26 protein-coding genes are annotated in these 25724 nt (G+C 41.1%); 12 read left to right on the plus strand and 14 right to left on the minus strand.

Going from position 1 to position 25724, the window contains the following annotated elements; all coding sequences use genetic code 11:
- The first annotated feature begins 325 nt into the window (after window positions 1-325).
- Complete coding sequence (locus APA_RS05950) at window positions 326-685, plus strand: hypothetical protein (protein WP_201321392.1); 360 nt, start codon at window positions 326-328, stop codon at window positions 683-685.
- A 148-nt stretch (window positions 686-833) separates the two neighbouring features.
- Here the strand turns inward: APA_RS05950 and APA_RS05955 are convergent, their stop codons facing one another.
- Together APA_RS05955 and APA_RS05960 are read right to left on the minus strand one after the other, a co-directional pair.
- Complete coding sequence (locus tag APA_RS05955) at window positions 834-1118, minus strand: type II toxin-antitoxin system mRNA interferase toxin, RelE/StbE family (protein ID WP_103667282.1); 285 nt, start codon at window positions 1116-1118, stop codon at window positions 834-836.
- The gene (locus APA_RS05960) at window positions 1115-1339 is read right to left on the minus strand and encodes a hypothetical protein (protein WP_103667283.1); all 225 of its coding nucleotides are present in this window, start codon (window positions 1337-1339) and stop codon (window positions 1115-1117) included. The genes APA_RS05955 and APA_RS05960 overlap by 4 nt, the downstream gene beginning before the upstream one ends.
- A 249-nt stretch (window positions 1340-1588) precedes the next feature.
- Between APA_RS05960 and APA_RS05965 the strand changes: the two genes are divergently transcribed.
- From APA_RS05965 to APA_RS05980, 4 genes are all read left to right on the plus strand, one after another.
- Window positions 1589-1801 (plus strand): type II toxin-antitoxin system HicB family antitoxin, encoded by a 213-nt coding sequence (locus APA_RS05965; RefSeq protein WP_201321393.1) that lies wholly within the window; start codon window positions 1589-1591, stop codon window positions 1799-1801.
- Window positions 1798-1986: a type II toxin-antitoxin system HicA family toxin gene (locus tag APA_RS25690; protein WP_201321394.1), complete on the plus strand. Its 189-nt coding sequence runs from the start codon at window positions 1798-1800 to the stop codon at window positions 1984-1986. Before APA_RS05965 ends, APA_RS25690 begins: the two co-directional genes overlap by 4 nt.
- Window positions 1987-2174: 188 nt before the next feature.
- Window positions 2175-2732 (plus strand): Uma2 family endonuclease, encoded by a 558-nt coding sequence (locus APA_RS05975; protein WP_201321395.1) that lies wholly within the window; start codon window positions 2175-2177, stop codon window positions 2730-2732.
- A gap of 102 nt (window positions 2733-2834) precedes the next feature.
- A complete protein-coding gene (locus APA_RS05980) occupies window positions 2835-3059 on the plus strand; it encodes a hypothetical protein (RefSeq protein WP_201321396.1) in 225 nt (74 codons plus the stop codon).
- Window positions 3060-3167: 108 nt separating this feature from the next.
- Here the strand turns inward: APA_RS05980 and APA_RS05985 are convergent, their stop codons facing one another.
- From APA_RS05985 to APA_RS06015, 7 genes are all read right to left on the minus strand, one after another.
- On the minus strand, window positions 3168-4424 hold the full coding sequence (locus APA_RS05985) for a glycoside hydrolase family 19 protein (protein WP_201321397.1): 1257 nt from the start codon (window positions 4422-4424) through the stop codon (window positions 3168-3170).
- A 142-nt stretch (window positions 4425-4566) separates the two neighbouring features.
- Window positions 4567-5487 carry a hypothetical protein gene (locus APA_RS05990; RefSeq protein WP_201321398.1) on the minus strand — a complete coding sequence of 307 codons (921 nt, stop codon included), beginning with the start codon at window positions 5485-5487 and terminating at the stop codon, window positions 4567-4569.
- Between the two features lie 143 nt (window positions 5488-5630).
- Window positions 5631-6500: a hypothetical protein gene (locus tag APA_RS05995; RefSeq protein ID WP_201321399.1), complete on the minus strand. Its 870-nt coding sequence runs from the start codon at window positions 6498-6500 to the stop codon at window positions 5631-5633.
- A 39-nt stretch (window positions 6501-6539) separates the two neighbouring features.
- A complete protein-coding gene (locus tag APA_RS06000) occupies window positions 6540-6980 on the minus strand; it encodes a hypothetical protein (protein WP_201321400.1) in 441 nt (146 codons plus the stop codon).
- A 178-nt stretch (window positions 6981-7158) separates the two neighbouring features.
- Window positions 7159-7422, minus strand: coding sequence for a hypothetical protein (locus APA_RS06005; RefSeq protein WP_201321401.1), 264 nt, complete (start codon window positions 7420-7422; stop codon window positions 7159-7161).
- A 153-nt stretch (window positions 7423-7575) separates the two neighbouring features.
- Window positions 7576-7968, minus strand: a complete 393-nt coding sequence (gene ebsA, locus APA_RS06010) for a type IV pilus biogenesis protein EbsA (protein ID WP_201321402.1) — start codon at window positions 7966-7968, stop codon at window positions 7576-7578.
- Between the two features lie 174 nt (window positions 7969-8142).
- Window positions 8143-9462: an ABC transporter substrate-binding protein gene (locus APA_RS06015; RefSeq protein ID WP_201321403.1), complete on the minus strand. Its 1320-nt coding sequence runs from the start codon at window positions 9460-9462 to the stop codon at window positions 8143-8145.
- 71 nt (window positions 9463-9533) lie between these two features.
- Here APA_RS06015 and rnc point away from each other — a divergent pair, with 71 nt between their 5' ends.
- The 6 genes from rnc (at window position 9534) to APA_RS06045 (ending at window position 14662) form a co-directional block, all read left to right on the plus strand.
- Window positions 9534-10265 carry a ribonuclease III gene (gene rnc, locus APA_RS06020; RefSeq protein ID WP_201321404.1) on the plus strand — a complete coding sequence of 244 codons (732 nt, stop codon included), beginning with the start codon at window positions 9534-9536 and terminating at the stop codon, window positions 10263-10265.
- Window positions 10266-10568: 303 nt separating this feature from the next.
- Complete coding sequence (locus APA_RS06025) at window positions 10569-12191, plus strand: glycosyltransferase (protein ID WP_201321405.1); 1623 nt, start codon at window positions 10569-10571, stop codon at window positions 12189-12191.
- Window positions 12192-12223: 32 nt separating this feature from the next.
- Window positions 12224-13150 carry a glycosyltransferase family 2 protein gene (locus tag APA_RS06030; protein ID WP_201321406.1) on the plus strand — a complete coding sequence of 309 codons (927 nt, stop codon included), beginning with the start codon at window positions 12224-12226 and terminating at the stop codon, window positions 13148-13150.
- Window positions 13119-13721, plus strand: coding sequence for a Uma2 family endonuclease (locus APA_RS06035; RefSeq protein WP_201321407.1), 603 nt, complete (start codon window positions 13119-13121; stop codon window positions 13719-13721). The genes APA_RS06030 and APA_RS06035 overlap by 32 nt, the downstream gene beginning before the upstream one ends.
- Window positions 13718-13921: a hypothetical protein gene (locus APA_RS06040; RefSeq protein ID WP_009625027.1), complete on the plus strand. Its 204-nt coding sequence runs from the start codon at window positions 13718-13720 to the stop codon at window positions 13919-13921. The genes APA_RS06035 and APA_RS06040 overlap by 4 nt, the downstream gene beginning before the upstream one ends.
- A gap of 63 nt (window positions 13922-13984) precedes the next feature.
- Window positions 13985-14662, plus strand: a complete 678-nt coding sequence (locus APA_RS06045) for a triacylglycerol lipase (RefSeq protein ID WP_201321408.1) — start codon at window positions 13985-13987, stop codon at window positions 14660-14662.
- Between the two features lie 417 nt (window positions 14663-15079).
- On the opposite strand, the gene APA_RS06050 is transcribed toward APA_RS06045, so the two are convergent.
- From APA_RS06050 to alr, 4 genes are all read right to left on the minus strand, one after another.
- Window positions 15080-15370: a DUF2288 family protein gene (locus tag APA_RS06050; RefSeq protein WP_201321409.1), complete on the minus strand. Its 291-nt coding sequence runs from the start codon at window positions 15368-15370 to the stop codon at window positions 15080-15082.
- Complete coding sequence (locus APA_RS06055; RefSeq protein WP_201321410.1) at window positions 15370-16152, minus strand: uracil-DNA glycosylase family protein; 783 nt, start codon at window positions 16150-16152, stop codon at window positions 15370-15372. The genes APA_RS06050 and APA_RS06055 overlap by 1 nt, the downstream gene beginning before the upstream one ends.
- 106 nt (window positions 16153-16258) lie before the next feature.
- Window positions 16259-21412: a DUF4011 domain-containing protein gene (locus APA_RS06060; protein ID WP_201321411.1), complete on the minus strand. Its 5154-nt coding sequence runs from the start codon at window positions 21410-21412 to the stop codon at window positions 16259-16261.
- A gap of 271 nt (window positions 21413-21683) precedes the next feature.
- On the minus strand, window positions 21684-22841 hold the full coding sequence (alr, locus tag APA_RS06065; protein WP_201321412.1) for an alanine racemase: 1158 nt from the start codon (window positions 22839-22841) through the stop codon (window positions 21684-21686).
- Window positions 22842-23234: 393 nt separating this feature from the next.
- On the opposite strand from alr, the gene APA_RS06070 reads away from it, so the two are divergent.
- Window positions 23235-24587, plus strand: coding sequence for a family 10 glycosylhydrolase (locus APA_RS06070; RefSeq protein ID WP_201321413.1), 1353 nt, complete (start codon window positions 23235-23237; stop codon window positions 24585-24587).
- A gap of 106 nt (window positions 24588-24693) precedes the next feature.
- Here APA_RS06070 and APA_RS06075 read toward each other — a convergent pair whose 3' ends face one another.
- A complete protein-coding gene (locus APA_RS06075; RefSeq protein ID WP_201321414.1) occupies window positions 24694-25551 on the minus strand; it encodes a cysteine peptidase family C39 domain-containing protein in 858 nt (285 codons plus the stop codon).
- Window positions 25552-25724 lie beyond the last annotated feature (173 nt).

A 25724-nucleotide genomic window follows, 5' to 3' on the forward strand; every position in this document is an offset into this window, starting at 1 on the left:
CTCCGTCATCTTCACAGTCTTCTTTACCAGCAAAAACTACTTCCTCAATTGCAGGTTTTGCCTAAAAGTAACCCTCCTCCTGCCTGTGCTTCTATTACCAAACGAGAAATGTTAGATTTTCGTATTGAATTTTCTCGTGTTACCACTGTCTCAGGATGAGACTCGCCTAAGTTTTCTGCACCACTAAGTTAGTGGAGATACGAAACAGTGGAAATCAATTTGTGAATTTCTATTCCTAGATTTCAAGCAGAGAGACATACTTATAGAAGTTAAAGCAACTACAGATCGTTTGTCGGATAGTCAGTTTGCACGTCTATGCAGCATTATGTCTTTGAATTTAACTAATACTGGGTTAGGAATATTTTTTACTTTAAATGGTGCATCTGGATTTCCAAAGGAAGGAGACCCTAGACAGCAGAAAATAGGGGATGCTAGGTTACGCCAAGTTATTTTTTCTGCTTCTACAAAAAAAGCAATAGTAGTCTTAGACAAAAATGATATTCTAAAGCTGAACCAAAATGGTTCACTAATTACACTGTTGATAAAAAAAATCAGAGACTTGCATGAGTTAAGCGGTTTACCTACTGCGCCAGTTGAAGAATTAGTAGAAGTTGATTTACCTGAATCACCTAGTCAGCTTAAACAGATCTATACACAAATTTGTTCTATAAATGCTTCTGATTAATTCCTAGATGTTTGCAATCTCGCTTTACTTCACTTATTCAAATAGCAATTTATATAAAATCTCATAAATCAAGCATTTGTCTAACATCATTTAAAGCGATCATCATTGATCGTTTATGACATACAGTTTGGATAGGCGATCGCTAAATTTAATAAACCTCATCATGAGAGCCTATGTTTAACAATAAAATCGCATCCAGATCGGATTCAGCTTTTTGCACAAACTCAAACAAAATGCGATGGTTATAGTCTACAGAACAAGCCCAAATATCTGAGAGATCGCCAACCAGTTTATGAGTTCTCAAACTTGGATGATAAGGATCTTCCGCTAGTTGCCGCAATGTCTTTTCAATTAAAGGGCGTAGTTGTGGACTTTTGCGAATTAGACGTTTAAAAGCTCGCTGAGATTTAGCAGTCCAATCAATATTTCTCAACTATCCAACTCCGCCAAAAAATCATCAACAGAACCAGATTTGAATTTACCTTCTCGATACTCCTGCTGAACCTCTCGAACTTCTTTAACAACTTGCTGCCGTTGACGCAACTTTAAACGATTATTCAACACGTCAATTAAAGCAGCTTGATCGTCTAAAGACAAAGCATCTATAGCATTGAGCGCTTCTTGAAATAGAGATGTTTTTAAGGCTTGACTCATAGGATTATTTATGAAAGTTTACTCTATAACCTCGGTTGTCATTATACTTCAGAAAAAAGCGATCGCCTTTACTGAACTTATTCAAATAGCGATTTAGCTGCAATCTCATAAACCAAGCATTTGTTTGACATCATTTAAAGCGATTGTCATTGATCGTTTATGGCATACAGCTTGGATAGGCGATCGCTATCTGTTTAAATATTTTTGGTAAGCTATGATAAACGCACATCATCAAGAATATTAGCCATCATGAGAGAATCATTTACCGCCGTTATAAAGCAATCTGAAAACTGGTGGATTGGCTGGATTGAAGAAATATCAGGAGTAAACTGTCAAGAAGCCACAAAAGAAGAACTCTTAGAAAGTTTGCGTATAACTTTAAAAGAAGCACTAGACTTCAATCGTTATGAAGCATTAGAGGCTGCTGGAGATATGTATGAAGAAGAGTTAATAGCTCTATGAAGCGTTCTGACTTACTTCGTCATCTTCGTAATCATGGCTGTCAACTTATTAGAGAAGGTGGAAGACATTCATGGTGGGGAAATCTTAGCCAAAATCGTCGTTCCTCCATACCGCGTCATACTGAAATCGATGAAAACCTAGCAAGAAAAATTTGCAAAGATTTAAGCGTGCCGTTGCCAAAATGATTGAAATAGCGATCGCCTCTACTACACTTATTCAAATATCGACTTAGCTAAAATCTCATAAACCAAGCATTTGTTTAACATCATTTAAAGCGATCTCGGTTTTACTTTTAGCAAATAGCGATCGCCTTGTGATGATTTGAATAAGTGATCGCTGTTAAAATCAAAGAAGTTTTAGAGTGCATAGGGCTATGACTATTACAGCAATTAAACCCATAACTGTAGATGAGTTTCTGCAATTGCCAGAGACAAAACCTGCCTCTGAATTTATTGATGGACAAATCACCCAGAAACCTATGCCACAAGGAGAACACAGTCTATTACAAGGTACACTCTGTCAAAACATTAGCCAAATTGCTCAACCAAAGCAAATTGCTCTAGCCTTTCCAGAATTGCGATGTGTTTTTGGTGGATTAGCGATCGTCCCAGATATAGCTGTATTCCGTTGGGAGAGAATCCCCCGTTTGCCATCAGGTCGCATCGCTAACCGTTTTGAAATCCATCCTGATTGGGCAATTGAAATTCTTTCTCCCGATCAACGATACAAACAAGTTTTAGGAAAACTCTTACATTGTGCGGAATGTGGGACTGAGCTAGGTTGGTTGCTTGATGCAGAGGATGAGAGCATTTTAGTAGTAGATAGCGATCGCCGCGTTAGAGAACTTACAAATAGCGATCGCTTACCAGTTTTAACAGGAATTGATTTAGATCTAACGGTTGAACAAGTCTTTAGCTGGCTGAATCTTTAGCTTACTGATTTTTTTTGATAGGCGATCGCCTTTACTGCACTTATTCAAATATTGACTTAGCTAAAATCTCATAAACCGAGCATTTGTTTAACATCAATTAAAGTGATCGCGGTTTTACTTTTAGCAAATAGCGATCGCCTTGTGATGTGGTTATTTGCTTTGCGATCGCTCATCTCAATGTTACAAATCTTCCCAAAAATCAATATTCAAAACATCGTCAATATCGTAGCTAAATTGCCATTTATCAGGAAAGCGGAAGGCGTAACTCTTTCTAAAATTCCAAATAAATTGCGATCTTCTTCTAGGGTTAAATTAAAAGTATTTTGAACCTTATCAAACGTAGAAAAGTCACTGTAGGAAATGGTTTTAGCTCCTTTTGTGTAAACCAAACCCGTAGAGTTGCCCCCCATGGGACGCGACTCTACGGGTTTGGAGTTAAATACCAAATACCCGCTTAGCTCTAGCGAGATAGGACTGGCGATCGGCTAAGCCATTCGTACCGCCATTGATGATTTTTGTAATCGTGAGGATATCATCGCGATCGGCATGATTATTAAGTTTGCGAGTGTCCCAATACCAACCTGCACTGAGGCAGGCGAGATCGAAGTCTCCCAAGCGCCGAGGATTGTTAATCAAGTCCACGGCTAATGCTCGACCACAATCAGCATAGTTTGCACGTCCTGTAACTTGGATCAAGCCACGCCCCTTAAAGCGCACACCGTCACCTGCTTGAGTGTTACCGAGATCTCGCCGTCCTTCGTAGTCTGCACCAGAAGCATATTCTTCATTAGTATTAAATCCATCACTCTCATGCCCCACTTGGGCAAGAAAATGCGCCTTGCGGAGAGGCGTGGTAATCGCATAGCGCTGCATTGTTGTATTTAGGTGGGGCAGTAATTTCTCAAGGCGATCGCGTTGGGAATAAGGAGCGATCGCGCTCAGTTGTTCTTGGGTAATAAACCCAAAGGTTATCACTTCGACAGCACGAGGATATAAACCCTCATAGGGTTCTTGATCGAGTTGGCGTGGTGGCAAATTATTAAGAATCCGAATCGTACTATCAACTAGCACATCCTTGGCATTGAAATCATCTCTAAGTGCCGTAATCAATTGATCCAAGCGCCGCGCCGCTAATTTGCGATATTCAGTCAGATTCGGTGCTTGGTAAAGTCCTTCATAGGGTTTTCGTGAAATTGGTCGTAAAGTCAAACCACTTATCACCCTGATCAAGTCATCAATTCTGCCATCGGCACTATTGTACTTGGGGTCAACGATCTTGCCGATCAAAGCTACTAAAGTCTGCGCGGCTTGTTTGCGCCATGTGGCAAGATCCGCCGCAGGGAAAAGTCCTGAATAAGGCGATCGCCCTGTTGGACGCGCTGGCAAATTACGCAAAAAGCGAATCAAATCATCGATCGCCCCATCAAAAACGCTACCTTCAACATCAGGAATCTTTGGCACGGAAGCCTGAAGAGTCAACGCAGCCCGCCTGCGCCATGTCGGTAAATCGGCAGCAGGAAGAATACCTGCATAGGGCTGTCTCTCTTCTGGACGTGCGGGCAAATTATTGAGCACTCGCATCAGATCGTCTACCAGTCCATCTTTTTCATTGATCGTATCACCGACAATCTTGGGAACCAGAAATGCAAGGGTTGCGGCAGCTTGCGATCGCCAAATCTCAACTTGTTTCATGTTCTTGTTGTAAAAGTTTGCGTAGCGAACTCTTTAAGTACCTTGGCATAATTAAAAACCCAGACCCAAAAACTATACCGCTCGCGCAGCGGGCGGTATAGTTTTTGGGTTTTTAAATTTAATTGTGCTGAGGTACTTACCATCATCTTATGAAACGCCCAAAAATCAATTTCACAAAGAAGGGATAGCGTAAAAAGATTGTGCCTAGTCCATTGATAATCCATTTGCGTAAGCTAATTATCGCTACTGGTAAATATGGCTCTAGATAAGACTCTAGCACCCTAATCAATGTGTTAGCACGACCTATTGGATTAGTAAATTTGAGCGCTATCCAGCAAAAAATCAAGATTGCGATCGCCACAACTGCCAACAGTCGGAAAATCGGGCTTTCTAAAATCTGAAGTAACTGCGCAAATAACCTTTTGGCAAGCTTGGGCGTGTTGGGTAATGTCAAATTCAGTTTGGAGGAAATCCACCAAATCATTAAGACCACGATTGGAGCAGCGATCGCCATGTGCCAACATTGACTGGTTAAAACCGAACTAAAACTTTCTGGCAAGTTAAAGCGTTTACTAAGTTTTTGCAACGGTTCACACCATGTGATCGTTGTGGCAAAAGAGACTGTAGCGATCGCAAAGGGACGTAATTTTTCTTCAACATAATCTGCGATCGCGGTCAAAAATTGCTGCGAAATTTGACTGACCAGAAAACTATGAGCCTTTAAAATGCGATCGGCATGAGGATGTTTCAAGATGTCTTGACAAACTTTTTGATTAAGATCGCCATCAATATTTATCAATGTTCTTAATATTAACTCCTGCTCAGCTTCAGGCAAATCATCAATATTGTCAGAGTAATAAGTCCAAATTACAATTGCCCCTTGACGTTGGGTAGCCATACCTACACTAGAAGCCAATACTTGCAATAATTCCTGACTATTAACCCGATAAATAATCTCATTCTCAGCAGCTAACCCCTGCGTATCCAGATCCATCTGGGTAAGAACACTTGGGTTAAGCCACAACCTAATTTCGTCATCAACAATAGCCAACCAATTAGGCATAGCCACCATAATAAATCACCCAAATTTGTAAGTTTGCGTCTCTAGGGGGCACAACCTTACAAATTTGGGTTTGTAATTAATTAAGTCCATCTGTATACGCCTTATGTTTCATTAGAGAATATGCCAAGCATGTTCTCTAAAAATTATTTAGATCGGAATGGCATCAAGTCTTTGACTAGATTTACACAAGTCATAATCAATCCCGTCCATTGTTTCTCAGCATTTTCAACTGCTTGATGATGCAAATCAAAAACTAGCTTTGCAATCTTTGGGTCAATGTTGCTTCTATTTGGAATAAACAAATCATCTAGAAATCGATTATTCAAATCGCCATCAAGTTGGAACTTAGTCTGAGCATAGATACGTTCACCATTCAACGTAGACTGCTCAAACTCCCATAACTTACGAAAACATCTAATTGTTGGAGCGTCAGGGATCAGATTGCCATCATTATCCTTAGGGACATCCATTTGAAGAACTTTTTTGGCAAGCTCCTCATAACAAGCTTGTTCGACCTCAAATTGCTCCTTTTGCCTAGGATCGCTCAAATTCTGGCGATTGCTAAATATGCGTTCAGCTCGCTTATAAATTTCTAAATCTCGATTGTATCGATCAAGCTCGGTCTGAGTAGCTGCCGAGCCTTTTTTTTGCAGCTCTTTACTACGATCAAGGAGCACTCTTTTGATGTCTCGTAAGCCTTCTTCAGTCTTATACATAACATTTTCGAGCAGATCAGCATAGAATTGTTTTGCATCAAATCTGGCGATCGGAATGTGGCTGACGATCAGCGTATTTACTTCTAGTGTCGTAATTTCTTCTAAAACATCTTTGATGGTTTCCCGAAATTTATTAAGAGTAGTACTTTCTCCAGCACCATCTTTGTGCGGAGCTGTTTTGATAGAAACAGTAGGAGCTAATTCTGAAGACTTCCTGACAGGCTGGTTACCATCAGATTTAACCCGATTAGCATCATCTTCGGCATTACTTTTATTGTTTATAGCCCGATCTCGCATACAGATTCCTCAGTGACAGGTCGCATAAACTAGCCACAACTAGACCCGACTGAAGATGCGATCGCTACTAAAGCTAGCAGTATCTTCTTCAGGTTCTGGTTCACTTTCACCATTTAACAGCCCTGTTACCTTCTGCCCAATATCGACTAAAGTTTTGAGATTATTGGCGATCGTCTCTGAGCCCTTCTCAACTTGAGTTTCATGGAAGCCGCGTAGCTCTGCATAGGGAGAGCCTTGCAGAAAATCTGCCCCTAGCTCATTTTCGATATCACCATCAATCAGATTAATCTTTGTCTTTAAGCGATTACCTGCTCTATGGGTCGTATCTCCTTCATGGGCTACCCAAGTCACAATTTCTAGCTGCACAAGGTCAGAAAATACTTCAACCAAAGCATCACCAAAGTTTTTAGTTTCTTTGAGCTTGCTTTGAAACCGCACTGACGCTGTTACTGATACCGACGAAGAACTTGAGTACGTCATAAATGATACCTATGTATAAAAATCCTGATAAATTTTGATCAAGACAGATAACTGACTATTATTTTAAGCACTTAAACATAGACTTTTTCACAATAAAATCTTTTGTAAATTAGTTTTTTATAAATCTTTTGCAAATTAGCTTTGGCAAAAGTAACTTAAGTGATTTCACTAAACAATTTTAATGATAGTCAGATAGCTCAATTAATTCCATTGGGACAAAGCTTTCTTGTGGTAGCAAAATCAGTTGAGAATAAATAAGTTTGCCAGTCATATCAATACGATTGATCGCTATTCCCATAGGTCGCGGTAGTTGCGAGGCATAGGAATCAGCATAGTAGCGATAAATCTGCTTAGCAGCTCTGATAATCATCGGATCGACTTTTTTGACTACAGGTTCTGGCTGTCTTTCTGGTTGTTCAAGGCGCTGGGCGGCATATGACACAATGTAAACCCCTTAATTTGACTATTATTTGCCTTATAAAAAGCTGCATCAGGACTTTAGCTGACTTTGTTTTTTTTAGCAAGATTTGAGCTAAGGATTATACATGAGTTGATATTTTTTGGGTTGCTATATGAGCAAAAATTAGCAAAAGATTTAATTGCCTTCTGCACTGGCGAGTTTAATCCGAAACAGTTTGCTGTAGAAGATTTGAGGGAAATCAACATAGCCCTTGTCACGAATATTCGAGACAACTTCAATTAAATAGCCAACAAATTCTGAATTTTCTAATGTCATTTCATAGCTCATGTCAGCATCACCCTCGAAGGTCAAGCGACACAACGCCAGATCGGACGGCAAGTTTGCCACGCGCCATACTGCCATAAAAGAAATAGGAGAGCTTCCTTCCACATGACGCTCGCCTGTAATTTCGCCTTGTTTGTATAGGGAAATAGCATAGGGGAGAGCTTGACGCTTGTTTGGCTCTCGATAATAGGGCATGTAGATTGAAACTTCTTGCGGTGGAGCAGCTTTAAGTTCGATCGCCATAGATGTTAGCGCCTTTATTTATATGAATTGCTGTGAATTTTTACAAAAAAGATTAGCAGGTTTTTGCCTTAATTAAATATTCGCTCAACCTAGATTTAGTAGGTAAGGTGGGCAATGCCCACCTTACGAATTTCTAAGGAATAGTAGGGTGGGCATTGCCTACCCTACTGATTTCTAAGGGGAAACGCGATCAATTACAGTAATTTTGCCATCGGGTTGGACTTCCCATACGTCATAGCTACCTTTGACATCGCCATATTCATCTAGATCAACATTGCCGCTAGCGCCTTGATAGTCAATTTCTTTACCTGCTTTGACTAGCTTGATTGCCTCGCAAACATCGCTGACTTCTTTGCCAGGTGCATTAGCAACTTCACGGATTTTACTCTTGATGCCATCGCCAGTACCGTCTTTGGCAGCTTCAGCCGCGATCGCAACTAGAGCCGCCGCATCGTAGGAATGGGGAACAAAAGCACCCAAATCTTGACCAGTCTTTTCTTTATAGCTTTTGGTGAATTCGGCAAGAGACTTACCATCAGCCCCAGGAACAGTTCCAATCGCACCTGCCAAAATCAATTTACCTTCAGGGGTATTACCAATTAGCTTAGGAAAGTCTTCGGTCTTAACACCATCGGTGAGCAAAATCTTGACATCTTTGGTTAAGCCCTGCTCAAAAGCAGCCTTAATCACCGCACCGCCAGAATCGGGATAGAGAATTGCCGCGACGGCATCGGGCTTGCTACCAAATGCACCCTTAGCTTCTGCTTCAAACGTCGTTGCCTTCGGATCGTAGCGAGTTGGTTTGCTTTTGTTGACAATTGTGCCACCAAGTTTTTCAAAGGCTTCCACAAAGGCTTTTTCAAAACCCACACCATAGTCATTGTTAATTACTAGGGTGGCAACTTTTCTCGCTCCTTTTTTATAAGCAAGGTTAGCCAAAGCTAAAGCTTGGTATGTATCAGGTGGGGCAGTGCGATACCAGTAGCCATTAAATTCACCTTTTCTTGCCCGTTCGGTAAAGACTGGGCTAGTACTGCCTGGAGAGATCATCACAACTTTATTTGGCACTGCGATCGCAAGTGCAGCCGTAGAGACACTGCTGGCAAATGAACCAACAACAGCACCAACATTGTCCACTTTAACGAGTTTAGTCATCGCCTCAGCACCTGCTGGTGGATCGGTGCGATCGTCTTCTTTAAGGTAAGTGATTGGCTTCCCAAGCACACCACCGCATTTGTTGACTGTTTCTACAAGAAAATCAATCGATTTGATCATTGGCGCGCCAATCGAGGATAGATCGCCTGTGATCGGTAGCAATGCACCTAAACGTAAGGTGTCTTTAACGCCACCACCACCTGAGCTGGTTGCGGGTGATGTGGCAGATGGGGTTTTAGAGTCAGTAACTGTAGTGCTAGGCTGACAAGCCACAATCCAAATTGTGGTAACTGTTGCCAGTATGGCTAGACAGAGTGTAGAGAAAAACCTTTTAGTCATGGTTACGATGGACTACGATCATATTTACGAAGTTGCTGTAATTGTATCTGCAAAAGTATCTGCAAAGTCTCATGACATCTACCATTGATCCACGCCGCCAAAGAGAATTAGCCCGATTGTTGGAGCGGATGGGGCTTGAGCAATCAACCCTAGAACGAGTCAATTCCGCTGGATTTGATTGGCTATTAATCGATCAAGCTTTGGTTCATCCCAGTTTCTCAAATGTTTACAACAACGATCAATTAGAGTTTGTGGGCGATAGCGTGCTGCGCTTATCGGTGAGTTTGTTTTTAAAAGAGCGTTATGGCGATCGCAAAGTGGGGGAATTAGCCGCTCTGCGATCGCATCTTGTCAGTGACAAAACCCTAGCCGAAATAGCCAGTATTTATGAGTTGCAAAAATATGTCGTGGTTTCTAATGCAGCGCGGAATGATTCTCAGGCTTTGCGATCGCTGCTGGCGGATGCCCTTGAGGCACTAATGGCAGCGCTATATATTGCGACTTGTGACTTAGCCTATATTCGCAAATGGCTCGATCCACATATGCAGCGGTTTTCCGAATCATTATTGGCAATTCCGGCACTGGGAAATTACAAAGTTGCGCTGCAAGAATTAACTCAAGGACGCTGGAAACGTTTGCCCGAATATCGCAATGTTGATGAATCCTCAAATAATCAAAGCAATCTTTTTTGCGTAGAAGTATGGTTTGACGATCGCTGCTGGGGCAAAGGGAAAGGCAAAAGCATTAAAGCTGCTCAACAAGAGGCTGCTGCGATCGCCTTACAACAAATGTCTCATTTATAGCTAAAAACCAAAATAAGAGAGGCGGCGCGAAGTTCCGCCTCTCTTATTTTGGAAAACTAAAAAAGGGTCGCAAAGCGACCCTTTTTTAGTTTTCCTATTAAAATTTACGGATAGGTGTATAAATACTTAGCGTCAAATCGTAAATTTCTCTGCAAATACAGGATAAGCATCGTAATATTTCTTAGTGTGCTAATTTCGCTCGTCTGATCAATTTTTAAGATTAGTGCTTCGTGTGGTAAGAAGGAGTCAAGAGTCATTCTGATACTAATATCGATCCTAGCCGCCCTAAATGCTGTGGCAGCAATGTGGCTACTACTTTATGGGCTTAATGCTTATTGGCTCACTGCTGTCCATAAGCCCAAGCTCTCTCTTCGGAAACAGCTTGTTTTTCCGCAACTTAATCCTGCGAGAGAATTCCAAACAGCTCAAGCTGCAACATCGGCATCGCCAAGTTCAGGCGCGATCGCTGTCAATAATTTTGATAACTTTGAAAAATTTCGCCTCGACAAGCCGCTAACTAATGGCTTTAGCAGTTATGTTTTGGCAGTCGATCCACCAGAGCACCATGCGATCGCTTTAGAAGATTTACCAATTGTCACCGTTCAGCTACCAATCTTTAATGAGCGCTATGTTTCGCGCCGTTTGGTAGATGCAGTTTGTCAAATGGACTATCCACGCGATCGAATGCAAATTCAGGTACTGGATGACTCCATTGATGATACTCAAGCGATCCTCAGAGAAACTGTCCAAGAATACCAAAATCAGGGCTTTTGGATCGAATATGTCCATCGCGTCAATCGATCTGGTTTCAAAGCAGGCGCATTACAAGATGCAATGCCGCTTGTAGTGGGAAATTACATTGCCATCTTTGATGCTGATTTTATTCCTTCGGTAAATTGGCTCAAGGATACCATTCGGCATTATGTCGAGTCGCCCGATGCAAAAGTTGCAGTTGTGCAGACTCGTTGGGGACATATCAACTCTGAATATTCGTTACTTACCAAGTTGCAATCTACAGGAATTGATGGACATTTTGCGATCGAGCAGCAAGCCAGATCCAATAATGGCTATTTCTTAAACTTTAATGGTACGGCGGGAATTTGGAATCGTCAGGCAATTATTGATGCTGGTGGTTGGCACGCCGATACTTTAGCTGAAGATATGGACTTGAGCTACCGTGCTCAACTCAAAGGCTGGCAAGTGGTTTATGACAATGATATTGTCGCGCCTGCGGAGTTGCCTGTTGCCATGCTTGCCTTCAAGTTACAGCAATTTCGCTGGGCAAAGGGTAGCATTCAATGTGCAAAGAAATTAATTTTCCAAATTTGGCAAGCCGATCTTAGTCTGCCAGTAAAATTTCAAGCCACGATGCATTTGACAGGATATTCGGCACATCCTTTGATGCTGCTGTTGATATTGCTTTCAATCCCGCTAATGTTGATTACACCTGATGATGCGATCGCTTTGCGAATTTCCTTTGAGAGCATTTGGTCAATCTTTATGCTTCCTGCAACTTTTGGCCCCCCATTTTTATATTTCCATGCCCAACGCGAGTTGTATCCTAAGTCTTGGCATCGCCGCCTCGGTCGTATTTTCCTACTAGCAGTGCTTGGCACAGGTATTTCTTGGAGCAATAGCCGCGCCGTATTTGCTGGTTTATCGAATACAGGTGCAAATTTTCGGCGCACACCCAAGTTTGATATCAAACATAAGAGCGATCGCTGGGAAAATAAAGCTTACAAAATTCCTCTTGATGCCACCGCTACGATCGAGCTTAGCTTGTGTATTTATAGCGCGATCGCTTCAGGATTAGCATTCAGCAAAGGACTATATATAACTTTGCCATTTATGGTGCTATATGCGTTGAGCTATGGCTATGTCGGCGGGCTTACCTTCTGGCAACATTGGCAACAATCTCGTAATTAAAAAAAGGGTGCTTTGCACCCTCTAATTTCATAATGTTTGGTATGTGGTCAATTGTTATCCCGACTTATAATCGTTTGCCGATCTTGCAAAAGTGTTTGCAAGCATTGGAAGCACAGAGTTTTACACAACCCTATGAGGTAGTAGTAGTTGATGATGGCTCCACCGATGGCACAGTGGAATTTTTGCAAAGCCACGCAGACGAGTTTCCCCATGTCCGTTTATTTCTGCAAAACCATGAAGGCGCGGCGATCGCTAGAAATACAGGAATCGATGTAGCATTAGGCGAAACAATTGTCTTTATCGATAGCGACCTCGTCGTTACGCCAGTATTTTTGTCAGCCCATGCCAAAGCTCTTGCAAAGAGCGATCGCGCTTTTACCTATGGCTTGGTTATTAATACGAATAATTTTGATCGTCCGACCTCTGAGAAAATTAAAATCCAAGATGTCTCAACGGCTTTTTTTGCGACGGGGAATGTGGCGATCTCCAAGCATTGGCTGATCGAGGCTGGAAAATTTGATACTAGCTTTCGTCAATATGGCTGGGAAGATCTAGAGCTAGGTGTACGCCTCAAAAAGTTAGGATTGAAATTAATTAAATGTCCCGATGCTGTTGGTTATCATTGGCATCCTGCTTTTACGATTGAGCAATTACCGCATCTTGTCGATGTCGAAGCTCAACGAGGACGTATGGGTGTGGTTTTTTACAAAAAGCATCCAACATGGACAGTCAGAATGATGATTCAGATGACATGGCTGCATGTAATTCTTTGGGGGGGAGTGTCCTTGGGTGGGTTGCTTAATGAGCGATCGCTACGTCCGCTTTTAAAATGGCTAATTGATCAAGGAAAGCCCCAATTAGCCCTAGAAATCGCTAGAATTTTTTTAAATTGGTACAACGTCAAGGGCGTATACGCCGCCTATCGAGATGCTACTAACTCCATCCAAACCAAATCCTGAGGTCAGAATTGAGCAGCCCCTAATTACGTGGGCGCAGTTCAAGCTAATTCAGCATGGGTTTGCCGATTCACGCAGTATTCGCCTAGCTTATTACGATGGAGTTTTAGAGATTGTGTCTACGTCAGTTGAGCATGAGCTAATTAAAACTATTATTGGCGCATTACTAGAACTGTACTTTTTGGAAATGGAAATTGAGTTTTTCCCAATGGGGCAAGCAACTCAAGAAAAAGCTGAACAGGTATCTCTACAGCCAGATGAATCTTATAGCTTTGGATCGGCAAAAAAAATTCCTGATTTAGCTATAGAAGTAATTTTGACTAGTGGCAATACTGAGAAATTGAAAAAATATTATTTACTAGGTGTACCTGAAGTTTGGCTATGGGAGGATGGAGTTCTTGATATTTATCAATTGGCTGTGAATGGGCAATTAAGCGATCGCCAATATCAAAAATCATCTGCCAGCAAATTTTTGCCCAACCTCGACATCGCAACATTACAACGTTGTATTTTATGTACATCACCACTTGAAGCCCTAAAAACTTTTAGGCAGACGTTTCAGCAGAGTCTATGAAAGTTTCCTTAGAATTCCTCTACCATTTTCATTGCGATCGCTGCCGTAAATGGTGGAGTCGGGCTGACATTGAGCCACAAATTGGCGAACAGGTTTACTGCCCATACTGTGGTCATATTAATACTGTTGAAGCGGTACAAACTTTTCGCAATGCAGCACGCGGCGGTAGTTGTCTCAGTCAACGCCCTGATGAAATTTAGCACTTTGCGATTTAAAGTAGAGAGGTCGCGAAGCGACATCTCTACTTTTTTATGGTGATTTATATGTCCACTCCAAATATTATTCTTGAGGGATATCTTGCGGGGGCAGGCGATTACATACCGATCGCCCAAAAATTAAAAAATAAAAACCTATTGGCAACGGTAGTCCCATTGAAATGGTGGGAATGGGTTCCGACTGTAGGCGGGCGCTCAATTGCCTCAATCTTAGAAAAGCTTGACCAAACTGTAAATCTGGAACTAGAAAAAACAGGCGCATCGAAAGTAAATATCATTGCCCATTCCGCAGGTGGCTGGTTATCGCGAATTTATCTAGGCGATCGCCCCTATTACGACAAAGTTTGGAATGCAAGACCTAAAGTCGCCAAGCTGATCTGTCTAGGTACACCACAACGCAGCCTCGAACCTTGGTCACTGCCAAATTTAGGATTTGTCAATGATAATTACCCTGATGCTTTTTATGACGATATTGAATATATCTGCATCGCAGGGAAATCAGTACAGGGAAAAAAATCTACACCCAAAAAATGGCTTGCCTATAGCAGCTATGAGCTGACTACTGGGCAGGGTGATGCATGGGGCGATGGCATTATTCCGATTGAGGCTGCATATTTAGATGGCGCTACGAATATTGCGATCGATGGTGTCTATCATTCGCCGCGATCTGGTAAATGGTATGGCTCTCAAGAGGTAGTTGATATCTGGGCGAAATATTTATTGTGAGGGAGCTTAAGCCCCGCACAATAAATATTTCGCCTCCTCTAGATGGGTGGCGATCGCTCTAAAAAGCAAACATAAATGTAAATACCAGTCAAAAGGCTTACGAAAATTCTTTATATTGCTCGACAAACTAGTAGACATTTTAGAAAGAGGGATGTATAGTATAGAGGTGTGAGGAGCGAACAAAAGAAAAAGCCTAGGAACGAAACAGGGAAAGTAACCTAGGCTTTTTCTTTTGGTTACTGTTAATAAAAAAGAGAGAGCAGCTATTAGCTGCTCTCTCTTTTTTTGTATAAGAAAAAGCCTCGCAATGCTTTTTCTTATACAAATTCTCAAGATGGCAACGCCATCTTGAGAATTTAAAACCCTTACTAGATTTGTTTTTTGATTTCTGAAAATGTGACTAACTTTTGGGGATGATTATGAGTCAATTCTTGCAAGAACAAAGGGCGGGACAACAAGACTCGTAAATTCTTTTTCTTTATTAACATTCCAAGCGCTAAGCTCCTCAGCAGTCGGATGACGCAACCAACCATCTTCGATCCATGACTGTACTAACTGCTTATTATCCTCAGTCAGCGCAATTCCCACATCAACAAGATCCAGCTTTGCCCCAACTAAAATTACTCTTGCCCTTGCCGCATGGGGAGATAACCATTCCCATAGCGCCACATCGACCATTTCCTCAAAATCTTTTCTTGTGTTACTCACTAAAATTCCTCGTCATCATCAACTACGCTATCTGCACCGATAATTTCTAGGTACTTGGCTTTGATAGCTTTAACATCTTGCCACGTTAGCCACTTGGGGCTGCCTTGTTCGCGACTTTGATTCCGCAATAAATACGAAGGATGGAAAATTGGCATGACTAAACGTCCTTCCCACTCATACCATTGACCACGAACTTTAGTAATGCCTAATTTTTCGCCTAATATTGACTTAAGGGATGTTGCGCCTGTCAACAAAATGATTTTAGGATCAACAAGGCGAATTTGTTCCAGCAAGTAGGGCTTGCAGGTGGTGGTTTCTATTTCGGTGGGGACACGATTATTTGGGGGGCGACATTTGACGGTATTGCAAACATAGATATCTTTATTGGTGTCAAATCCCACTGATTCTAAGATTTTGTCTAAAAGCTGTCCAGATTTACCAACAAAGGGCAATCCTGATAGGTCTTCTTGTTCACCAGGCGCTTCGCCGATGATGAGGATTTTGGCATTGCGATCGCCTCTCTCGACGACAACATTAGTCCGCGTTGGGGCAAGCGGACATTTTTGACAATTGCAAGCTGCCTCTCGCAATGTGTCTAGGCTAGTAAATTGTTCATGCACTGGAACTGCTACAGCAGGTGCAGGGGTATTGTTTTTAGAAGAACGCGCAGTTTTTTTGGCAGTCGGAGCTGCTGCCGCAGAGGCATCTGCATGGGGAAGCTCTACCAAAGGAACCTCCGATGGAGTCAGATCAAACAGGCTCATTTGTTCTTTGTCAGTCATAGACAGGTTATGCGCCCCAAAATCATTGCTTATTGCTAATATCTTACCTGTGTCAGCAAGGTATTTGAAATCATGTTGCAGGAATTTGCATTTTAATCTCTTTGATTTACTTTGAGATTTGGAGCATTTTGATAGCTGCTAATAGTTTTTCGATTTCTACATCAGGATTTTTAAACCAATCAGTAGACCAAACTCGGTACAGTTTCCAGCCTAGTTTTTCAAGTACTTCTTGGCGATATCGATCGCGATCGCGTGCTGCTTTGGATGAGTGATAGGTAGCGCCATCACATTCAATACCTAATAAGTACGTTCCTGACCGATTGGGATCGACTATCGCCAGATCAATAAAGTAGTTAGCGACTCCCACCTGTGCCACGACTTCAAAGCCCTTAGCTCGTATAGCCTTAGCAACAAATACTTCAAAGTCACTATCTGGCTCTCTACCTGTTAGCCTTGCTGTTTCTAGTTGTTGAGTCTGAATATATTCTAAATAATTTCGCAGAGCCTTTACGCCAAGACTAGAGGATGCGGTGGGGCGAATGTCAGCAGCAGTCATAGAAGAAAATACTTCAATACGCTCTTTAGCACGGGTGAAGAGTACGTTTAGTCGTCTATGTCCGTTAGCGCTATTGATTGGACCAAACCTTTGAGCAACAGATAGTTCGGGACGTTCACGGCCATACACTGTAGAGATGAAAATAACATCACGTTCATCACCTTGGACATTTTCTAAGTTTTTGATAAAGAATGATGAAAGGGTTTCTTCCCATTTAGCAATGTAATCGGCAATTTCAGGATGATTATTGACGAGTAAGCTTATCTCTTCTAGCAATAAATCCCTCTGTGCCTGATTTAGCGTAACTACTCCTAAAGATAATTCTGGTGAGTTACGCATAAATTCTAAAATAGCTTTCTTAATCGTGTTTGCTTCAATCGTATTAACACCTGATTTAGCCTTTCCTCTTGGTGTATACATTCCATCGACAATGTGGTGATAAAAAATAGCAAATTTGCGATTAGGTGAGGGAAAAACAGTGAGGCTATTATTGTAAAAATGTTTGTTAGAGAAAGCAATCAAACTCTCATGTCGTGAGCGATAGTGCCATTTGAGGCGGCGCACACTGAATGTTTTCATTGCCATATCTAGAATTGATTCTTCTTGCAGAGTTTCTGAGTCTACGTCTTCAGATTCATCAACTTGATCGGCAGACCTAAAGAAACTTGTGGGAGGTAATTGTTTGGGATCGCCTACAACTACTAGCTGTTTACCTCTAGCCATTACACCTAATGCTTCTTCTGGGCGCATTTGCGATGCTTCATCAATAACAATGAGATCAAAACGAATAGAATTTGAAGGGAGAAACTGTGCCACGCTTGCAGGTGACATCATCCAGCATGGGTGAAGAGCCTGTAAAGCATTTCCTGAACGCTGAAAAAGACTTCGTAGAGGCGCAAATCTAGATTGCTTCCTAATCTCATTTTGAATTAGAGCATTTTCTGTCAAAGTGCTTACTAACCCTCTTCTATTACCTTCAGGAATTTGATTGTGAGCTAGTTGTGAAGCTAACTTAATTTGATACAGCTTCAGTATCTCCCGATCCAGTTTTTGAAATTTTTGACGTGTAATTAGCTGATCTTCTCCCTTAAATAACCTTAGATTGCTATGCTTTTTATGGATTTCACTTACAAGAGAACGATAAAAGATTGTTCTGTAGAGGTAGTCAAGCAGTTCTTCATTAAGGTTAAAGCTACTGAGAACATCCACAAAATCCCATAGATTTGCTGACTTTATCTCTGCTTTGACTTGGCTATAGGATAGATATCTTTGAAGAGAATCTAATTGATTTAGCTGTTGTAGGCGATCTCGTACTCTAGAAGCGTTGCAATCTAAGATTTTCGCATTGCCAAACATTGTTAGACTGTCAATCTTTCCTAGAGACAGAGCAGTTTCGCAATATCCATCTTGTTTCTGTATAAAAGAATGGTATTGCGTTCTAAATTCCTTAGTACCTGCAATAAACCCGCTAACATTAGGACTTAGGCATTGATTCCTAATATTTTCTGGGAATTGTGCTTTGTGTATTGATTCTGCCCAATTAAGACAACCTTGCAATGATTCCAGAGAAAATAATTCTGATTTTGGATAAGTTCCTAAAATGCTAGTAAACAATGGCGAATCTAGATCTTCTTGTGATCGTCGATAATTGTACATTTCTGACATCAGCAATGGGAGTTCTTGCAAAGACAGGTCAGGTCTAATTTTTAGTTGCAATAAATTTTGATATATCTGCTCTATTCCCTGTTTTCGATTTTCTAAAATAGTCAAAGCAGAATCTATACTACTAAAAGGTAAGATTCCACTATTTATAAAATTTTGGCAAGTCTTTTTTAATTCTTGAAAATCAGAAGAATTAATATAACTAATTGCATTTTTTAAAGTGTCTACAGAAGAGTTCACAACAAAGTTTCTGATTTTGTCTTTACAAGAAATTTCAGCAATCAACTCCTCTAATCTCTTGCCAAAATTATTGATCTCATTGCAGACTTTATAGTCTGTCTCAAATTCTCTATAAAGTTTCCCGCATATTACATCTATTCCATCCCTATCTTTTAAGACAGTATATTCATCCCAAAAGTCAGCAACTTGAATAAATATCTGAGAAATTTCTTGATCACTATTAGTCTTAGCAAAGTTTTTTATTTTATGCCAAACCTTATGCGCTGCTTGATATTCTCCATCAATAAAAAAGAAAATTCCTGCATTAACTATTCTTTTTGCGTAGTGTCTTAACTTTTGGGAATCTGTAAATTGATTTAAATGAACAGCATTATTCAAGAATACAAATCTTTTCTGAAGTGATTCTGCTTTAGATAATATTTTAAGATTTGCAGGATTACACAATTTAGGATTACGGTAACGCAGAATATATTCTGGTGTGCTTTCCACAAAACTAAAAACAGCATTAATATTCAAAATGTCCCCAAGTTGAATCTCTGAGTTTAAGTTAAGCAAATTTTGCAGATATTGAAGAATGGGTAAAGCACGTTGTAACTGCTCTAAGTAATTACGATCATTGCTCCATAACTGATGTACTTGGCTTCTAATTGGTTGAGTATTCCATTCATCAGGAAGTTGCCGAGATTGTTTAATGGAATGTAGCTTTGAAACAAATTCTTGTACTTGCTCAAGGTCAGATAATTCTGCATTCTCATTATCAAAAAATTTGTTTGCATTATTGAGTAGTTGCCTACTTTCAGAATATTTTTGGACAAATTCTCTACAAATTAGAACAGAAGAGAGAGATCTTAAAGATGATAATAAAGCAGTTTCGAGCTGCTGTGGTAATCTAGGAATTTTTAAAAGTAAATCGTCTAGATATTTTAATTTTCCTAATGTTGGATCATTAGAAAGCTCGAATATAGTTGCTTGCTTATGGTAAAGCTTTAATGTGTCAGAAACTGCCCGACTCAATTCAGCAAAAGATCCTACTAATTGCTCTTGTTCAATAGGATCGATATCTAAAGCATTAATGCCATTCCAAATATCTATATCTTGATTGGCTTGCTCCACTTCAGTTTTAATTTTGATAAATTTTCTTAACAATGTACGATGTTTGTCAAAGTCAAATCTAGTTAGAGAATGCGGATTAGCTATACTCAGACTTAGTAAATTCTCAGGAATATTTGCTGACTTAAATTCTTGCTGTAGACTTTTAGCTCTCCAAAGAATTTCTTGAATCGTGTGAATTTTGTGGTCATCTCCCATTGCCCCAAACGGTTGATTGAGTAGCTCTACATAGTCAGTGAGTTGTTGACGATTTTTGAAATACTCACGTTCGATGTCATGAGGATTAGAAGATTGTGTAACATCTTCTCTTTCACATCTAGCTTTGATTTCTTTGTAGACATCAACTTTAGGCTTATTAGTTGAATGAATCTCCAGACAAAAATCTCTTAGTCCTACAGCATCAAGGCGATCGCGTACCACCTCCACTGCCGCCATTTTCTCCGCAACAAATAGTACCGTTTTCCCCTTAGCTAAAGCCGCCGCAATCAAATTTGTGATTGTTTGACTTTTTCCAGTTCCGGGAGGTCCCTCAATAACTAGATTTTTACCATCCATCACATCAACAATTGCCGAAAACTGAGAAGCATCAGTTTCAGAAATAATCAAGGGAACTCGACGGCTAATTTCTGGCTTATCTACCTCATAATCGCTAGGTATTTTAAATGTGTCATGCGTCTCAGTATTACCACCACCAAGCAAACTAGAGACGATAGGATGACTTGCTAATCCATCATTAGCCCAATTTTCAGGATCGATATCTTTATAAAGTGCAAAATTTCCAAACGAGAACAAGCTCAAAGTCACAAATCGCCGCACTTGCCATCGCTTCGCCCCTTCGATTAACTGTGCAACTTCCCGAAAATAAGAATCAGGTGAACCAGCTTCTTGAAAGTCAGGCAACTCAATCCCAAAATCCCGTCTTAGCCTTTCCCGTAAACATGGATTTACTTCAACCTCATCTTCATGGGCTTTAATAAAATAGCGATATTGCCCCCTTACTGGTTCACGTTCAATACTCACTGGATAAAGTAGCAAAGGTGAAATAAAGCGCACATCAGAAGACTCTGACTCAAACCATTCCAACATCCCAAATGCTAGATAAAGCGTATTTCGTCCCGTTTCTTGAATAGATGTACGCGCACCCGTTGATAGCCCTGATGCTTTGCGCTCAAACTCTTTCGGGAAAAGTAGAGTTTGTAAAATTAAATTACTACTCATGCCATCTGTGCCTGAAGACGGCAAATCAAAAGCAGGATTAATCCCAAGTCCCTGAGCCTGTTGTTGAGGAGTTGGAGTGATCTTAGAGCCGATCAATTTTGGCAACTTTAGCTTAGCTCTTACCTTGTCCCGTAATAATCTTTCAATTGCCTGTAAATTTTCTGGACTTTCATCATCATTGGCGATCGCACTTTGATACTGCTCATCCGTACTACGCATTTCTATGAGCATTTGTTGAAACTGCTCACTATTCTCATCGGGCGGCGTACTATCTGGCTCAGGCAAAGTCTCTAAAACTAGTCTTTTCCCCTCATTTAGACGTTTGTAAATCCGATCTGTCGAATCGTTAACAATCCGAATCTGTGTACGCGCCTTTTCTGAAAATTTAAAGTTTAAGAGCTTATTCCTAGCCGACAGATCAAGCAACTTATCTTGAAATTTTTTGATCGTTTGGCAAACAAGCTCTTGACTCATTAAAGTTTAGGTTTTCTGATTATTTCTTTAGATTATATAGTTAAATCAATTGGTCAAGAACTAGCTAATTGGCTACTGCGCTAAAATTTAACTATTGCAACCCAAAGTAAGTCAGATAAAAAGAGGAAAGGATTTTCGCAGTTTCGCTATGATAAAGCATTTAAACTGCTGTATATAAATGAGTTACAGCGATGGCATAAAGAATGTGAGCAAAATCCAACTATGCCAAATTCTTAATTCTTGGGGATAGGATGAACTTCGTGATGCAAATCTAGAGCACTTTCGGTAAAGTCGTAAGACCGATCGCTTGTACAACATTAATCCTTGGCAATCGATTCTTAAATCCGCAGAGAATCTCCCATGAAATCGTGCCTAATAAATTTGCCCAGTCGTCAGCAGTGTTTTCAGATTCGCCACCTAAAAATGTCACTTCATCACCGACATGCACGTTCGAGACATGAGTCACATCGATCGCACATTGATCCATTGTGATTGTGCCAATCTGAGCAACTTTTTGACCATTTACCGCTACACGAATCCGATTAGACAAACCGCGTGGAATTCCGTCAGCATAGCCGATCGCTACAGTTGCCATTTTTACATCTTGCGCTGCGATGAACGATCGCCCGTAACTAACGCTTGTCCCTGCCTTAATTTCTTTGACTTGAGTAATTCTCGCCTTGACAGTGAGAGCAGGACGTAGATCAACAATATTTTTGAGATGGGGCGCGGGATAAAGTCCGTACAGCCCTAAACCAGTTCGCACAATATCGTAATGAATTTGGCGATCGCATAACATTGCGGCTGTGTTGCAAATGTGAATACGCGGCGGATAAATCCCTTCAGACTTGAGCGATGCGATTACTTGCTCAAATCTTTTGGCTTGTAACTGCATAAAGGTGCGATCGCTGTCATCGGCAGTAGCGAAGTGCGAATACACACTCATGATTTCCAAATTCGGTAAATGCTGCACCAGTTGCACAAAGGCGATCGCCTCTTGCCAATTCACACCCAGCCGTGACATGCCTGTATCAATTTTGAGATGGACAGGAACCTGTTCGCCAGTTTGCGAAAGCACTTCGTGATAGATAAGCGCTTGCTTGGGATTACAAATTGTCGGTTGCAATCGATATTCGGCGATCGCCTTAATCTCGTCAACACCATTAGTCGCCCCTAAAACCACAATTGGTGCTGTAATTCCTGCTCGACGCAACTGAATACCTTCAGGAATTGTGGCAACACCTAACCAAGTCGCTCCTGCCTCGATCGCAGTTTGACTAACATCAATCGCCCCATGACCATATGCCTCAGCTTTGACAATTGCCATTAATTCAGTAGGCGAAGTCAGCAAGTATTTTAATTGATGAACGTTATGCTTAATTGCTGAGAGATCGACTTCCACCCATGCCCGATGGTTTTGCTTGAGCATTACAGCGCACTCCTCATACGTTAATTTGGTTTGCAGCACCTACGATAATGCAAACCTCTAAATTGTTTTTAGCTTACAAAACGTTATATTAATTTGATTCGGCAAAAACACGCTTGTCTTGCCAACAAGATCTGTAACAAACTCAAAATAGCTTTTGAAGGCTCCCTTAATTCTCAGCATAAGTAGCTAAGCACAATTAAATATAAAACCCTAAAAGCTGTACCGCCCACTGCGCGGGCGGTACAGCTTTTAGCTCTGGGTTTTAAATTATGCCGAGGTACTTAGAAACTAAATCTAGGTTTACCGAGTCTTGCTCAAGACCAGCATCACCAAAACTAGATTTACAATGAGAATTGCGATCAGTATTTGTACTTAGTCTAATTATCTATACTTATGCGACTCATGCCACTACCAAGTTTTATGCCTCAAGATTGGCGGAAACATAAATTTAGTCAAAATCTTAGACATATCTTTAGGCAAATGTTGCGATCGCGCAAACGTTTTTTGTCATTTCTTTTTGTCGTAACTTTTACAACCACACTATTTTTACATAGCCTTGTTCCTTCATTTCTAGTCAATGATCAGGCGATCGCCCAAATCAAACCACAAATTCCCCAGCTAAACAAACCCGTCATTCCACCAAGTCCGCCAATCAGTCAACCCGTAGATAAGCGTCAAGAGATTCGTGGGGTATGGCTGACCAGTAACGACTTTTCAGTATTTAGAGATCGCAAACAGCTTAGTGAAGCTCTGCAACAACTCAAGCAGCTCAATTTCAATACGATCTATCCTGTTGTCTGGAACTCAGGCTATGCCATGTATCCAAGTACTGTCGCCCTAGAAGCAGGAGCGCAGCCATTTGTCTATCGCGGTTCTGAAGGACATGATATTGTTGCGGACATCATCGCACAGGGGCATAAGAATAATTTATTAGTGATGCCTTGGTTTGAGTTTGGATTTATGGCTCCAGAAATGTCTGAGCTGGCGATCGCGCACCCCGATTGGCTCACCCAACAACGCAATGGCGATAAAACTTCGATTACTGCCGCAGGTGAAGTCTCATGGCTCAATCCTTTCCATCCTGAAGTTCAGAAATTCCTCACAGAATTAGTATTGGAAGCAGTGTCTAATTACGATTTGGATGGTATTCAATTTGACGATCACACCAGTCTCCCTAAGACTTTTGGCTACGATCGCTATACCCTTAATCTTTATCGCCAAGAGATGAAAGAAGAGGCTCCTGCTGATGTCAATGATCCTGATTGGGTGCGCTGGCGAGCCAATAAAATTACGGCTTTTATGGCAAGACTTAGTAAATTAGTCAAGCAAAGAAAGCCCAATGTGATTTTCTCGGTATCTCCTAACTATTACGAGTTTGCCTATAAGCAGCAGTTGCAAGACTGGCTAGGCTGGGTACGCCAAGGCTTTGTCGATGAGTTACTAGTGCAGGTATATCGCGATGATCTAGATGATTATCTTTCTCAAATTAGCCGTCCTGAGATTGTGGAAGTACAAAATAAAATTTCCACGGCGATCGCAATTCTCTCTGGGCTCCGCAATAGTAATGTGCCGATGTCTAGGGTTTATTCCCAAGCTGTAAACGCCAAAAATAGAGGCTTAGGTGTTGCGTTCTTTTATTACAAGAGTCTATGGGGCTATGGACCAGAAACAGTTGCTGAGCGACAAAAAAATCTTCAATATCTTTTTCGGAGTCCTGCGCCAAGGTTTGCGAATAGAAATCCATAATTTGTAAGCGATCGCAAAGTTTTGCGATCGCTGATTTAGGCAAAAGAAAGCATAAAACCCAAAAAGACAAAGCGCCTGCTACGCGGGCGCTTTGCCTTTTTGGGTTTTAGTTTGTATTTGGAGCCACTGTCACAAATATTGCTTCGCCGATCCAATAGTCTTTCATTTGCTCGAATGTCTTAACCTGTTTGCCATACAGAGGATTGGAGACAGTGAGGTTGCCTTTTGCCAAGTCGATTTCAAATAGGGCGATCGCATGTTGGATTCTCTGACCTGCGACTGGTTCCATTACATGTAAAACTGCCATTTGTCTGCGACTAACTAAATCTTTGATCGTGAGATTTCGCTCATAATGGGGTGCTAAACCAAGTTCTTCCATTGCTCGTATTTTGGCAAGAGTGGTTGTTCCCTGCCGACTAGTTTCTGCAATCTTGACTACGTCTTTTTCGGTTGTTTGCAGATTGGGATTTACCTTGCGAACAAGAGTTGCGATTGTGGCAGCAGAACAACTGTAAGGAGTTGTCTGTAATACAACTCCATCCAAAACACGAGGAGCTTCCACTAAATCGGTAATTGGTAAACTTTGATAGAGCAAAAAGCAAATAGCTAAAAAGCTAACAGCCAGAAAAACAATAAGTTGTTGCAACCTTAGGCGATCTTTCCATCCTGGCAGTTCCATTAGGATAAGTAATCCTGAACAAAAAAAGCAGATGAGTAAAATGGCATACCAGAAATATGCGCCAACATAAAGCAACAGAAAAGAAGGAACCCAAGGGCTATTGCGTCCGTATGACATCAGAATACTAATAAGCGTAACTGCTCCCAAAGTAATGCAGCCAATCAAATAGACCTGCCGTTGATTTTGTTTCAAGGCATTGTCAGCAGTTACTCCCTTTTTAGCTAAGCACCAGCCAAGCCAAGCTCCTGCCAAGAAAAATATCAGAATAGTAACTATAAGAAACATTAGTTTTTGGGATTATTATAGTCGCCGCAGTTTCCGTTGCTCCCGCCCCAGTGAATAATTAGAGGGAAGGGAGTAATTAGGGCTTGCTGAAAAAGTCTATAGAGCAAATTTAAAGGCAATACAGCTTTTAAAATAGTATTCTGTCGCATATTTCCAAAATTTACCCAGCGATT

Origin of the sequence: Pseudanabaena sp. lw0831, assembly GCF_016584665.1 — a bacterium.
In the GTDB taxonomy this organism is placed as follows: domain Bacteria; phylum Cyanobacteriota; class Cyanobacteriia; order Pseudanabaenales; family Pseudanabaenaceae; genus Pseudanabaena.

Excerpts from the sequence above, each read along its gene's own strand:
- APA_RS05950 (WP_201321392.1), top strand. The coding sequence starts at position 326 with ATGTCTTTGAATTTAACTAATACTGGGTTAGGAATATTTTTTACTTTA.
- APA_RS05960 (WP_103667283.1), bottom strand. The coding sequence starts at position 1,339 with ATGAGTCAAGCCTTAAAAACATCTCTATTTCAAGAAGCGCTCAATGCT.
- APA_RS05965 (WP_201321393.1), top strand. The coding sequence starts at position 1,589 with ATGAGAGAATCATTTACCGCCGTTATAAAGCAATCTGAAAACTGGTGG.
- APA_RS25690 (WP_201321394.1), top strand. The coding sequence starts at position 1,798 with ATGAAGCGTTCTGACTTACTTCGTCATCTTCGTAATCATGGCTGTCAA.
- APA_RS05975 (WP_201321395.1), top strand. The coding sequence starts at position 2,175 with ATGACTATTACAGCAATTAAACCCATAACTGTAGATGAGTTTCTGCAA.
- APA_RS05985 (WP_201321397.1), bottom strand. The coding sequence starts at position 4,424 with ATGAAACAAGTTGAGATTTGGCGATCGCAAGCTGCCGCAACCCTTGCA.
- APA_RS05990 (WP_201321398.1), bottom strand. The coding sequence starts at position 5,487 with ATGCCTAATTGGTTGGCTATTGTTGATGACGAAATTAGGTTGTGGCTT.
- APA_RS05995 (WP_201321399.1), bottom strand. The coding sequence starts at position 6,500 with ATGCGAGATCGGGCTATAAACAATAAAAGTAATGCCGAAGATGATGCT.
- APA_RS06000 (WP_201321400.1), bottom strand. The coding sequence starts at position 6,980 with ATGACGTACTCAAGTTCTTCGTCGGTATCAGTAACAGCGTCAGTGCGG.
- ebsA (WP_201321402.1), bottom strand. The coding sequence starts at position 7,968 with ATGGCGATCGAACTTAAAGCTGCTCCACCGCAAGAAGTTTCAATCTAC.
- APA_RS06015 (WP_201321403.1), bottom strand. The coding sequence starts at position 9,462 with ATGACTAAAAGGTTTTTCTCTACACTCTGTCTAGCCATACTGGCAACA.
- rnc (WP_201321404.1), top strand. The coding sequence starts at position 9,534 with ATGACATCTACCATTGATCCACGCCGCCAAAGAGAATTAGCCCGATTG.
- APA_RS06025 (WP_201321405.1), top strand. The coding sequence starts at position 10,569 with ATGTGGCTACTACTTTATGGGCTTAATGCTTATTGGCTCACTGCTGTC.
- APA_RS06030 (WP_201321406.1), top strand. The coding sequence starts at position 12,224 with ATGTTTGGTATGTGGTCAATTGTTATCCCGACTTATAATCGTTTGCCG.
- APA_RS06035 (WP_201321407.1), top strand. The coding sequence starts at position 13,119 with ATGCTACTAACTCCATCCAAACCAAATCCTGAGGTCAGAATTGAGCAG.
- APA_RS06040 (WP_009625027.1), top strand. The coding sequence starts at position 13,718 with ATGAAAGTTTCCTTAGAATTCCTCTACCATTTTCATTGCGATCGCTGC.
- APA_RS06045 (WP_201321408.1), top strand. The coding sequence starts at position 13,985 with ATGTCCACTCCAAATATTATTCTTGAGGGATATCTTGCGGGGGCAGGC.
- APA_RS06055 (WP_201321410.1), bottom strand. The coding sequence starts at position 16,152 with ATGACTGACAAAGAACAAATGAGCCTGTTTGATCTGACTCCATCGGAG.
- APA_RS06060 (WP_201321411.1), bottom strand. The coding sequence starts at position 21,412 with ATGAGTCAAGAGCTTGTTTGCCAAACGATCAAAAAATTTCAAGATAAG.
- alr (WP_201321412.1), bottom strand. The coding sequence starts at position 22,841 with ATGCTCAAGCAAAACCATCGGGCATGGGTGGAAGTCGATCTCTCAGCA.
- APA_RS06070 (WP_201321413.1), top strand. The coding sequence starts at position 23,235 with ATGCGACTCATGCCACTACCAAGTTTTATGCCTCAAGATTGGCGGAAA.
- APA_RS06075 (WP_201321414.1), bottom strand. The coding sequence starts at position 25,551 with ATGTTTCTTATAGTTACTATTCTGATATTTTTCTTGGCAGGAGCTTGG.